At 67.1% G+C, this 11,185-nt stretch carries 10 protein-coding genes; 9 read left to right on the forward strand and 1 reads right to left on the reverse strand.

Features of this window, described 5'->3' with window-relative positions:
- Nucleotides 1–115 precede the first annotated feature (115 nt).
- The gene (locus N5D45_RS22315; RefSeq protein ID WP_228354697.1) at nucleotides 116–2,179 is read right to left on the reverse strand and encodes a 3-hydroxyacyl-CoA dehydrogenase NAD-binding domain-containing protein; all 2,064 of its coding nucleotides are present in this window, start codon (nucleotides 2,177–2,179) and stop codon (nucleotides 116–118) included.
- Nucleotides 2,180–2,414: 235 nt separating this feature from the next.
- On the opposite strand from N5D45_RS22315, the gene rpoE reads away from it, so the two are divergent.
- The 9 genes from rpoE to recO all read left to right on the forward strand — a co-directional run bounded on the left by rpoE (nucleotide 2,415) and on the right by recO (nucleotide 11,083).
- On the forward strand, nucleotides 2,415–3,035 hold the full coding sequence (gene rpoE / locus N5D45_RS22320; protein ID WP_010482816.1) for an RNA polymerase sigma factor RpoE: 621 nt from the start codon (nucleotides 2,415–2,417) through the stop codon (nucleotides 3,033–3,035).
- Nucleotides 3,032–3,913 carry a sigma-E factor negative regulatory protein gene (locus tag N5D45_RS22325; RefSeq protein WP_049411162.1) on the forward strand — a complete coding sequence of 294 codons (882 nt, stop codon included), beginning with the start codon at nucleotides 3,032–3,034 and terminating at the stop codon, nucleotides 3,911–3,913. The genes rpoE and N5D45_RS22325 overlap by 4 nt, the downstream gene beginning before the upstream one ends.
- 74 nt (nucleotides 3,914–3,987) lie before the next feature.
- Entirely contained in the window at nucleotides 3,988–5,523 is a 1,536-nt protein-coding gene (locus N5D45_RS22330; RefSeq protein ID WP_010482818.1) for a DegQ family serine endoprotease, read from the forward strand.
- A 180-nt stretch (nucleotides 5,524–5,703) separates the two neighbouring features.
- The gene (lepA, locus tag N5D45_RS22335) at nucleotides 5,704–7,497 is read left to right on the forward strand and encodes a translation elongation factor 4 (RefSeq protein WP_010482819.1); all 1,794 of its coding nucleotides are present in this window, start codon (nucleotides 5,704–5,706) and stop codon (nucleotides 7,495–7,497) included.
- A gap of 54 nt (nucleotides 7,498–7,551) precedes the next feature.
- On the forward strand, nucleotides 7,552–8,346 hold the full coding sequence (gene lepB / locus N5D45_RS22340) for a signal peptidase I (protein WP_032129848.1): 795 nt from the start codon (nucleotides 7,552–7,554) through the stop codon (nucleotides 8,344–8,346).
- 52 nt (nucleotides 8,347–8,398) lie between these two features.
- Nucleotides 8,399–8,782, forward strand: a complete 384-nt coding sequence (locus N5D45_RS22345; protein WP_010482821.1) for a DUF4845 domain-containing protein — start codon at nucleotides 8,399–8,401, stop codon at nucleotides 8,780–8,782.
- Entirely contained in the window at nucleotides 8,772–9,452 is a 681-nt protein-coding gene (gene rnc, locus N5D45_RS22350; protein ID WP_010482822.1) for a ribonuclease III, read from the forward strand. Before N5D45_RS22345 ends, rnc begins: the two co-directional genes overlap by 11 nt.
- Entirely contained in the window at nucleotides 9,449–10,345 is an 897-nt protein-coding gene (gene era / locus N5D45_RS22355) for a GTPase Era (protein ID WP_057504187.1), read from the forward strand. Before rnc ends, era begins: the two co-directional genes overlap by 4 nt.
- 18 nt (nucleotides 10,346–10,363) lie before the next feature.
- Complete coding sequence (recO, locus tag N5D45_RS22360) at nucleotides 10,364–11,083, forward strand: DNA repair protein RecO (protein ID WP_049411152.1); 720 nt, start codon at nucleotides 10,364–10,366, stop codon at nucleotides 11,081–11,083.
- Nucleotides 11,084–11,185: the final 102 nt, after the last annotated feature.

An 11,185-nucleotide genomic window follows, 5' to 3' on the forward strand; every position in this document is an offset into this window, starting at 1 on the left:
CCGCCCCGCCCAACAAACAGAAAAGCCAGAGCCGGCTGTTGCTCCGGCTCTGGCTCTGGCTTTTGCTTCGGCGGTTGCCTCTGCGGGTGCCGGGCCGCAGGCCCGGCCGATAAACTCAAATCACCGGTTCGCGCAGGGCGGGGTTGTCCCAGCCCGGGCGCGGGGCGAAACGGTCGCCGTGGCGCTGCTGCAGCGCCTTCAACCGCTCGACGATCGCATCGGCTCCCACTGCGCGGATGTGCTGGATCGGACCGCCGCGGAACGGGGCGAAACCGGTACCGAAGATCACGCCCGCATCCAGCAGGTCCGCATCGGCCACCACGCCCTCGTGCAGGCACGCCACGGCCTCGTTCAACAGCGGCAGGATCAGGCGGTCCTCCAGATCGGCCGGGGCTTGGTAATCGCTGGCCACGTCCGGCTTCTTCGGCTTGCCGTTTTCCCAGGTGTAGATGCCCTGGCCGTCCTTCTTGCCACGCTTGTCCGGTTCCACCGTCTGCAGTGCGGCCGGAATCTGCAGGCCCAGGAACGGCGCCAGTTCGCGGCCGACGCCTGCGGCCACGTCCAGGCCCACGGTGTCGATCAGTTCGATCGGGCCCATCGGCATGCCGAATTTCACTGCGGCCTTGTCGATCACCGGGCCCGGAATGCCCTCGGCATACGCGGTGGCGGCTTCCAGCATGTACGGGAACAGCACGCGGTTGACCAGGAAGCCCGGGCTGCCGGCCACCGGCACGGGGAACTTGCCCAGCGCCTTGCAGAACGCGGCCAGGCGGCGCTCGGTCTCCGGCGCCATGCCGTCGTGATGGATGATCTCCACCAGCGGCATCTGCGCAACCGGGTTGAAATAGTGCAGGCCAGCGAACTGCGCCGGGCGCTGGATGTGGTCGCGCAGTTCCACCAGCGGAATCGACGAAGTATTGGTGGTCAGCAGCGCGTCCTGCTTCATCTTCGGTTCGAGCGTCTGGTACAGCGCACGCTTGGCTTCCGGGTTCTCGATGATCGCTTCGATCACCAGGTCGGCCTCGGCCACGCCGTTGCCTTCCAGATCGGCACGCAGGCGCGCGGCCACGGCGGGGCGCTTGCTCTCGTCGCGCACCTTCTTGGCGAACAGCGCCTGTGCGCGTTCCATTGCCGGGTCGATGAAGCGCTGCTCGCGGTCCTGCAGAGTCACCTCGAAGCCCTTGTAGGCGGCCCACGCGGCGATATCGCCGCCCATCACGCCGGCGCCGACCACGTGCACGTGGCGGATGCCGGAGTCACCGCCGCCCAGGCCCTTCAGGCGCTCGGTCAGGAAGAAGATGCGGATCAGGTTGCGCGCGGTCGGCGTGCTGGCCAGCTTCACCACTGCGCGGCGTTCGGCATCCAGGCGCGCCAGGATCGGCTTGCCGCCGCTGCGCTGCCAGGTGCTGATCAGCGCGTAGGGCGCCGGGTACTGGTCCTTCTTGGCTTTGCGTGCGACCTGCTTGACCATCTGCGGTGCCAGCAAAGTGCGTGCCAGCCAGGTGTTGGTGGCCCAGGCCGTCGCGCGCTGCTTGAACGGGCGGGTGGTGCCGGACAGCGCCAGCGCCACGGCGGTGTCGAGCACCACCGCCGGCGCCACCACCTTGTCGACCAGGCCGATGCCACGCGCGGCCGAGGCCGACAAGGTGCGGCCGGTCAGCATCATGTCCATCGCTGCCGGCGCACCGACCAGCTGCGGCAGGCGCGCGCTGCCGCCCCAGCCGGGGAAGATGCCCAGCTGGGTTTCCGGCAGGCCGATGCGCGTGCTGCTGTCATTGGAGGCCACGCGGTAGCGGCAGGCCAGTGCCAGTTCGGTGCCGCCGCCCAGGCAGTGGCCGTGGATGGCCGCCACGGTCGGGCAGGGCAGCTCGGCCAGCTTCTGGTAAGTGGCCTGGCCGCGGCGGATGGCGTCGTTGACGGTGCCGCGGCGGTCGAACTCCTGGAACTCCTTCAGGTCCGCACCGGCAATGAAGCCGGCCTTCTTCAGCGACTGGATCACCACGCCCTTGGGCGGGTCCAGTGCAATGCGCTCGAGCAGGTCGCCCAGTTCCAGCAGCACGTCCTGCGACATGGCGTTGACGCTGCTGTCCTGACGATCCAGGGAGAGAACCACCACGCCGTCGTCGCGGATCTCGGGGTGCCAGTGGCTGAAGCGGAGACCATCGAAGCCTGAGAGCATGGACGTTCCATCCGGTTGTGTATGGAGAAGCGGCTATGATCCAGAGGTTGTTTCCCCCGCGTCAAATCCCAATAGCAGGGGAGTGGCGACCCCGGATCCATGGCCGTGGACCGGAACGCTAACGGAACGGTGGTTAAAAGCTGGTGCGGCGCCAGGTGATCGGCGACTGAACTTTTCCCGGGATTGGCAGTCTCATTGCCCGACGTCGGTTGGGTTGACAGGAGTGCGGCCCCTCATGGCCGATGTTGATACACCTCAGGAGCTGGATCTGGAACTGGTCCGGCGCGTGCAGCACGGCGAGAGCGCCGCGTTCGATGTCCTGGTGCGCAAGTACCAGCATCGCGTGGTGGCCCTTGTCGGTCGCTACATCGCCGACTGGAGCGAATGTCAGGACGTCGCCCAGGACACTTTCATCCGTGCCTACCGCGCGATCGGAAGTTTCCGTGGCGATGCCCAGTTCTCAACCTGGTTGCATCGAATCGCCGTGAATACCGCCAAAAACTACCTGGCTTCACACAATCGCCGACCGCCGACCGATGACATCGACATCGGGGATGCCGAACAGTTCGACAGCGGGACGCGCCTGCGCGACACCGACACGCCCGAACGCGAGTTGATGCGCCAGGAACTGGAACAGACGGTAATGAAGGCCGTCAACGCGCTGCCGGAAGAGCTCCGGTTGGCGATCACCCTGCGCGAGGTGGAAGGCCTGAGTTACGAGGATATCGCGCAGAAAATGGGGTGCCCGATCGGCACCGTGCGCTCACGGATCTTCCGGGCGCGCGAGGCGATCGACACCGAACTCCGGCCGCTGTTGGACATCGGCAGCGCCACCCGTGAGAAGAGCCGCGTATGACCAGTAATCCGTTCAACGAATCGCAGAACCACCAATCGCCCGCCGGGCAGCGCCTGGACCAGCGCCATCGCGAGCAGCTGTCGGCCCTGGTCGATGGCGAGCTGGGCGCCGATGAAGCGCGCTTCCTGCTGCGCCGGATGGAGCACGACCCCGAGCTGGCCGGCTGCCAGGAACGCTGGCAGCTGCTGGGCGACGTGATGCGCGGACAGGCGTCGGCGCTGGCGCCGGCCGGCTTCAGCGCCGCCGTGGCCGCCGCCATCGCCGCCGAACCGGCGCCGCAGGCCGAGCCGCGTCGTCAGGTACGCCGCAGTGGTTGGCGGGCCTGGGGCGGTGGCGCCGCACTGGCCGCATCGGTGGCGGCGGTGGCCCTGTTCATGGGCGGTGAGAAGCTGAAGGAGGCCACCCCGGGCGAGCCGTTGGCACCGCAGGTGATCGCCAGCCAGGCCGAACTCGCGCCGGCACCGACGACGCCGGCTCCGGTGACCGAAGCCTCGGTGGATAACGCCGCAATGGCCGTGGCCGGTGTACCGGCAGTGGCCATGGCGGCAGCCAGCCGGCGCCAGGACACCCGTCGCGCCAGCGCTACCCGCAGCCAGCAGGCCGCGCGTGCCGCCCAGCGTGAGGACATGCCGCAACGCGCTGTGGCCGCCGCACAGGCGCCGTTGACCCCGACCGTGCCGGCCAATGCCAGCCGCAACATGCCGTTCGGTGAGGTCGGTGGCCTGCAGGCGCGACCGTGGCCGCGCTCCAGCCTGGCGCCCGCTGCCGGCGGCGCGCTCAATGCGAGCTTCCCGGCCCATGCCGGGGGCGCCGCGTTCTACCCGTTCGAGCCGCGCCTGCAGGACGACCTGCCGGTGCCGCCGCGCCCGCGCGACTGAGCCGGGCGCTTTCACGCCCCGCCGTCGGCGGGGCCCGTATTCCTCTTTCCATCCGATCCGGAGGTTGCCGTCCGATGACTCCCCGACTCCGCACGCAGGCCATGGGCCTGCTGGCCCTGACCCTGCCGTTGATGGCCTGCGCGCAGGCCCCGGCTCCGGCCGCCCAGACCCAGGCCGCGCCGGCCGCCGCGCCGCGGGCGCCGGCCCAGCCGCTGGTCACGGGCCTGCCTGACTTCACCAATCTGGTCGAACAGGTCGGGCCTGGCGTGGTCAACGTCGACACCACCATCGTCCGCAACAACCGCCAGGCCTCACGGGGCCCGATGGGCGGCGACGATGACATGCCGGAGTTCTTCCGCCGCTTCTTCGGCCCGGATTTCCCGATGCCGGGGCAGGGCCCGGGCGGCCCGGACGGTGGCCCGAGCATCAAGGGCCGCGGCATGGGCTCGGGCTTCATCATCTCGCCCGATGGTTATGTACTGACCAACTACCACGTGGTGGCCGATGCCAGCGAGGTGAAGGTCAAGCTGGGTGACCGCCGTGAGTTCACCGCGAAAGTGGTGGGCAGCGACCAGCAGTACGATGTCGCACTGCTGAAGATCGACGGCAAGAACCTGCCGACCGTGCGCGTTGGCGACTCCAACTCCCTCAAGCCGGGTCAGTGGGTGGTCGCGATCGGCTCGCCGTTCGGCCTCGATCACTCGGTCACTGCCGGCGTGGTCAGCGCCCTCGGCCGCAGCACCGGCGGTCCGGACCAGCGTTACGTGCCCTTCATCCAGACCGACGTGGCGATCAACCAGGGCAACTCCGGTGGCCCGCTGCTGAACACCCGTGGCGAAGTGGTCGGCATCAATTCGCAGATATTCTCCGCGTCGGGCGGCTACATGGGCATCAGCTTCGCGATCCCGATCGACCTGGCGATGAGTGCGGTCGAGCAGATCAAGAAGACCGGCAAGGTCACCCGCGGCCAGCTCGGCGCGGTGGTGCAGGAAATCGACGGCCTGAAGGCGCAGGCGATGGGCCTGCCGGACAGCCGCGGCGCCCTGGTCAACCAGATCGTGCCGGATTCGGCTGCAGCCCGGGCCGGGGTGAAGATCGGCGATGTGATCCGCTCAGTGAACGGCGCGCCGGTCAACAGCTGGTCCGACCTGCCGCCGCTGATCGGCGCGATGGCACCGGGCAGCCGGGTCACCCTGGGCGTGATCCGCGATGGCAAGCCGCGTGACCTCAGCGCCACCCTGACCGCCCTGACCGAAGACGGGCAGGCCAGTTCGCGTGGCCCGGCCACCGGCGACAGCGATGCGGCGCCGCAGGCCGGCGCCAATGCCCTGCTGGGGCTGGACGTCAGTGACCTGACCGCGCCGCAGCGCAAGCAGCTGGGCCTGGAATCGGGCGAAGGCGTGCGCATCACCGGGGTCAAGGGCCAGGGCGCGCGTGATGCGGGCCTGTCTCCGGGCATGGTGATCCTGCAGGTGGCCAGCACCCAGGTCGGCAGCGTGGACGCGCTGAACCGTGCGCTGTCCAGCTACAAGAAGGGCGACGTGGTGATGCTGCTGGTACGCACCGGCAGCGGCAACAGCGCGTTCGTAGCGGTCAAGGCCGGCCAGTAAGGCCTGCCGGGGCCGCTTCGGCGGCCCCTGCTTCTCCTCCGAAGCCCCGCCCCGGCGGGGCTTCGGCCGTTCCGGACCCGGTCCGATGAGGCCGTTTTCGCGGGCGGGCGCCGGGCATGCGATAATCGACCGTTACCCTGACGACGCCGCGCGCCGCCGCCACCTATGTCTTCTGATTCGATGCGGAACATCCGCAACTTCTCCATCATCGCCCATGTCGACCACGGCAAGTCCACGCTGGCCGACCGCATCATCCAGCTCTGTGGCGGCCTGCAGGCCCGCGAGATGGAAGCGCAGGTGCTCGACTCCAACCCGATCGAGCGCGAGCGTGGCATCACGATCAAGGCGCAGTCGGTGTCGCTGCCGTACCTGGCCAAGGACGGGCAGACCTACCATCTGAACTTCATCGACACCCCCGGCCACGTCGACTTCTCCTATGAAGTCAGCCGCTCGCTGGCCGCCTGCGAAGGCGCGCTGCTGGTGGTCGATGCGGCCCAGGGCGTGGAAGCGCAGTCGGTGGCCAACTGCTACACCGCCGTGGAGCAGGGCCTGGAAGTGGTGCCGGTGATCAACAAGATCGACCTGCCCACCGCCGACATCGAGCGCGCCAAGGCCGAGATCGAGGCCGTGATCGGCATTGACGCCTCCGACGCCGTGCCGGTCAGTGCCAAGACCGGCCTGAACGTGCAGGACGTGCTGGAAGCGATCGTGCACCGCATTCCGCCGCCGAAGCCGCGCGACACCGAGAAGCTGCAGGCGCTGATCATCGACTCCTGGTTCGACAACTACCTGGGCGTGGTCTCGCTTGTGCGCGTGATGCAGGGCGAGATCAAGGCCGGTGACAAGCTGCAGGTGATGTCTACCGGCCGCAACCACCAGGTCGACAACGTCGGCGTGTTCACCCCGAAGCGCAAGGTGCTGCCGGCGCTGCGTGCAGGTGAAGTGGGCTGGGTCACCGCCAGCATCAAGGACGTGCACGGTGCGCCGGTCGGCGACACCCTGACCCTGGCCGGCGATCCGGCACCGAAGCCGCTGCCGGGCTTCCAGGAAATGCAGCCGCGCGTGTTCGCCGGCCTGTTCCCGGTCGATGCCGAGGACTATCCCGACCTGCGCGAAGCGCTGGACAAGCTGCGCCTGAACGATGCCGCGCTGCGCTTCGAGCCGGAAAGCTCCGAGGCGATGGGCTTCGGCTTCCGCTGCGGTTTCCTCGGCATGCTGCACATGGAAATCGTGCAGGAGCGCCTGGAGCGCGAATACAACCTGGACCTGATCAGCACCGCGCCGACGGTGGTGTATGAAGTCCTGAAGACCGATGGCTCGATCATCAACATGGACAACCCGGCCAAGCTGCCGCCGGTGAACCAGGTCGAGGAGATCCGCGAGCCGATCATCCGTGCCAACGTGCTCACCCCCGAGGAGTACATCGGCAACATCATCAAGCTGTGCGAAGAAAAGCGCGGCAGCCAGATCGGCATCAACTACCTGGGCAGCCAGGTGCAGATCAGCTACGAGCTGCCGATGGCCGAAGTGGTGCTGGACTTCTTCGACAAGCTGAAGTCGGTCAGCCGTGGCTATGCCTCGCTGGACTACCACTTCGTGCGCTTCGACGCCGGCCCGTTCGTGCGCGTGGATGTGCTGATCAACGGTGACAAGGTCGATGCGCTGTCGCTGATCGTGCACCGCAGCCATGCCGACCGCCGCGGCCGCGAGCTGTGCGAGAAGATGAAGGACCTGATCCCGCGCCAGATGTTCGACGTGGCCATCCAGGCCGCCGTCGGCTCGCAGATCATCGCCCGTACCACGGTCAAGGCCATGCGCAAGAACGTGCTGGCCAAGTGCTATGGTGGCGACGTTTCGCGCAAGAAGAAGCTTCTGGAAAAACAGAAGGAAGGCAAGAAGCGCATGAAGCAGGTCGGCCGCGTGGAGATCCCGCAGGAAGCGTTCCTGGCCGTGCTGCAGATGGACAACAAGTAAGCCCGCACCGGCCCTGCGGGGCCGGTCGTCCGGTGACGTTGCAAAGGACCCTGAATGAAACTGTTTGAGATCCTCCTGGTCGTGCTGACCCTGGCCTCGGGCCTGATCCTGCTCGCGGACAAGCTGTACCTTGCCAAGCGGCGCGCCCAGCGCGCCGGCCTGCTCGATTCCGAGCCGGTGCTGGTGGACTACTCGCGTGCGTTCTTCCCGGTGCTGGCGATCGTGCTGATCGTGCGCAGTTTCATCGCCGAGCCGTACAAGATCCCGTCCAGCTCGATGATGCCGAACCTGCTGATCGGCGATTTCATCCTGGTCAACAAGTTCTCCTACGGCCTGCGCCTGCCGATCAGCAACACCAAGTTTGTGCCGGTTGGCGAGCCCTCGCGTGGCGACGTGGTGGTGTTCCACTTCCCCGGCCATGGCGAGAACGATCCGGCCAAGGGCGAGAATTTCATCAAGCGCGTGATCGGCGTGCCGGGTGACACCGTGGTCTTCGAAGGCGACGGCGTGATCCTCAACGGCGAGCCGCTGAAGTACGACAACAAGGGCATCTACGCCGGCCACAAGGGCCAGGGCGAGGGCGCCAACCTGCTGGTCGAGCACCTGCCGGGCCGCACCCACACGGTGCTGGAGACCGACTATCCGCGTGGCCAGGGCCAGTGGACCGTGCCGGCCGGCAAGTACCTGGTGATGGGCGACAACCGTGACAACAGTGACGATGGCCGTTTCTGGGGCCTGCTGCCGGAAGAGAACCTGCGCGGCAAGGCCTTCCTGATCTGGCTGAACTGCCAGGGCTGGTTCTGCAAGGATGGCTTCGAGCCGTCGCGGATCGGCTCGAGCATCAACTGACCGGGCATCAACCGGGTATTTTCACATCCAACGCGTATCTGGGGAGAACGCAATGAAGACGATGAACACGCAGCGTGGCATGACCCTGACCTCGTTCCTGACGGTCCTGATCGTGGTTGGCTTCTTCCTCTACATCGGCATGAAGCTGTTCCCGATGTACCAGGAGTACTACGCGGTGCGCTCGGCGATGAAAAGCCTGGCCAACGAGCCGGGCGTGGGCAGCATGGAGCCGGCGCGCATCCAGGACCTGTTCTTCAAGCGCCTGTACATCAACTACTCGGACAATGTGAAGCCGGCCAACGTGAAGTTCGACCGTCGCGACAATGGCTGGACCCTCAAGGTCAACTACGAAGTGCGCCGTCAGCTGATCGGCAACCTCGATGTGGTTGGCAAATTCGATTCTTCCCAGGACCTGACACGAAGCGGTGCCCAGTAAATTCATCCAACGTGGCGACCTGATTGGTCATGCCTTCAGCGACCCGGCCCTGCTCAAGCAGGCGCTGACGCATCGCAGTGCCGGTGCGCCGCACAACGAGCGCCTGGAGTTCCTCGGCGACAGCATCGTCAACATGATGGCGGCCGAGGCGTTGTACCGACGTTGGCCCAAGGCTGACGAAGGGGCGATGACCCGTGCCCGTGCCGAGCTGGTGCGTGAAGGCGCGCTGGCGGTGATCGGGCGCACCCTGGAACTGGGCGAGCGGCTGACCCTGGGCCCGGGCGAAATGAAGTCCGGCGGTCATCGCCGCGACTCGATCCTGGCCGATGCGGTGGAAGCAGTGGTGGCCGCGATCTACCTGGATGCCGGCTTCGAGGCCTGCCGGGCGGTGGTACTGCCCTGGTTCAGTGCTTCGATCGAGGCGCTGCCGGCCTCCGGCCGGCCCGAGAAGGACCCCAAGACCCGCCTGCAGGAATGGCTGCAGGCCCGACAGAAGGCGTTGCCGCAGTATGAACTGGTGTCAGAATCCGGTGACGACCACGCCAAGCACTTCCGGGTACGCTGCAACGTAGCCGACCCGGCCGCCAGCATCGAGGGCGAAGGCGCCTCGCGGCGGCTTGCCGAACAACAGGCGGCTGCAGCCGTCCTAGAACAACTGGATTCCAAGTGAGCGAACAAACTTCCCATCATTGCGGCAGCGTGGCCGTCATCGGCCGCCCGAACGTGGGCAAATCGACCCTGACCAATGCCCTGGTCGGCGCCAAGGTCAGCATCGTTTCCAACCGCCCGCAGACCACGCGCCATCGTCTGCTGGGCATCGCCACCTATCCGGAAGGCCAGTTGGTGCTGGTCGACACCCCCGGCCTGCACAAGGTGCAGAAGCGGGCGATGAACCGGGTGATGAACCGTGCCGCGCGCGGCTCGCTGGAAGGCGTCGATGCCGGCCTGCTGGTGATCGAAGCTGGTCGCTGGGACGAAGAAGACAGCCTGGCCTTCAATGTGCTGCGCGACGCCGGTATCCCGGTGGTGCTGGTGGTCAACAAGATCGACCGTCTGAAGGACAAGGGCGCGCTGCTGCCGTTCCTGCAGGAAGTCACGGCCGGCCGCGATTTCTCGTCCGTGCATCCAATCTCGGCGCAGAAGCGCAACGGCCTGGACGCACTGGTACGCGACGTACTGGCGCTGTTGCCGGAAGCGCCGCCGATGTTCGGCGAAGACGAGATCACCGACCGCAGCCAGCGTTTCCTGGCCGGCGAGCTGGTGCGTGAGCAGCTGATGCGCCAGCTCGGCGAGGAACTGCCGTATGCGACCACCGTGGAAATCGAGCGCTTCACTGAAGATGGCAACCTGCTGCGCATTGGTGCGGTGATCTGGGTCGAGCGCGAGGGCCAGAAGGCGATCGTGATCGGCAAGGGCGGCACCCGGCTGAAGGAGATTGGTGCCAAGTCCCGCCTGCAGATGGAGCGTCTGTTCGGGGCCAAGGTGTTCCTGGAGACCTGGGTGCGGGTGCGTGAAGGCTGGTCCGACGACGAGGCCGCACTGAAGGCCTTCGGTTACGAGTAAGCCGTTGCGGTCGCTTCGATGATGATCGAGGACGACACTGGCTTCGTGCTGCACGCACGGGCCTACCGCGAGACCAGTCTGCTGGTCGAAGTGTTGAGTGCGCAGCATGGCCGGATCGGCCTGCTCGCGCGTGGCGTATCCACCGCCAAGGGACAGGTGCTGCGCGCTGCTCTGCAGCCGCTGCAGTGGATCCGCTTCAGTGCCCAGCAGCGGGGCGAACTGGCCCAGTTGCGGGGTGCCGAGGCGCTTGATGCCGCGCCACGCCTGGTCGGCCAGGCGATGCTGGCCGGCTTCTACCTGAGTGAACTGACCCTGCGCCTGGCCCCGCGCCAGGACCCGCTGCCTGAGTTGTACCTGGCCTACGGCGAGGCACGTGCGCGGCTGGCCGTGGGCGCCGGCCTGGCCTGGACACTGCGTCGCTTCGAACGCGAGCTGCTGTCCGCGCTGGGCCTGGGTTTCGATCTGGACAGCGCGAGCGACGGCCAGCCGATCGACCCGGCCGCGCGCTACGAACTGGATCCGCAGGAAGGCGCGCAGCGCCTGCTGAGCGAGCGCGGTGGGGAACGCCGGGCGGCGGCGACTGGCTCGGCGCTGCTGGCGTTGGCGGCCGACGAAGAGCCCCATGCCGCCGACCTGGCCAGCCTGCGTCTGCCGATGCGGCGGGTGCTGGCCCATCACCTGGGCGCCCGCGGCCTGAAGTCCTGGGAAATGCTCGAGCAGCTCGTGCCCCGCAGGTAGGGGATGTTCGGCAGGGCTTGCAGCCCTGCACCTGCCGAATCAACGTCAACGTCAAAAGCAAAAGCTGGTTATCCGTGGGTCGGCGGGGTGGGTCCGGTTGCG

It is taken from the genome of Stenotrophomonas sp. GD03819 (genome assembly GCF_029841665.1).
Lineage (GTDB): Bacteria > Pseudomonadota > Gammaproteobacteria > Xanthomonadales > Xanthomonadaceae > Stenotrophomonas > Stenotrophomonas geniculata.

Coding starts and splice junctions, on each gene's coding strand:
- N5D45_RS22315 (WP_228354697.1), bottom strand. CDS start 2,179: ATGCTCTCAGGCTTCGATGGTCTCCGCTTCAGCCACTGGCACCCCGAG.
- rpoE (WP_010482816.1), top strand. CDS start 2,415: ATGGCCGATGTTGATACACCTCAGGAGCTGGATCTGGAACTGGTCCGG.
- N5D45_RS22325 (WP_049411162.1), top strand. CDS start 3,032: ATGACCAGTAATCCGTTCAACGAATCGCAGAACCACCAATCGCCCGCC.
- N5D45_RS22330 (WP_010482818.1), top strand. CDS start 3,988: ATGACTCCCCGACTCCGCACGCAGGCCATGGGCCTGCTGGCCCTGACC.
- lepA (WP_010482819.1), top strand. CDS start 5,704: ATGCGGAACATCCGCAACTTCTCCATCATCGCCCATGTCGACCACGGC.
- lepB (WP_032129848.1), top strand. CDS start 7,552: ATGAAACTGTTTGAGATCCTCCTGGTCGTGCTGACCCTGGCCTCGGGC.
- N5D45_RS22345 (WP_010482821.1), top strand. CDS start 8,399: ATGAAGACGATGAACACGCAGCGTGGCATGACCCTGACCTCGTTCCTG.
- recO (WP_049411152.1), top strand. CDS start 10,364: ATGATGATCGAGGACGACACTGGCTTCGTGCTGCACGCACGGGCCTAC.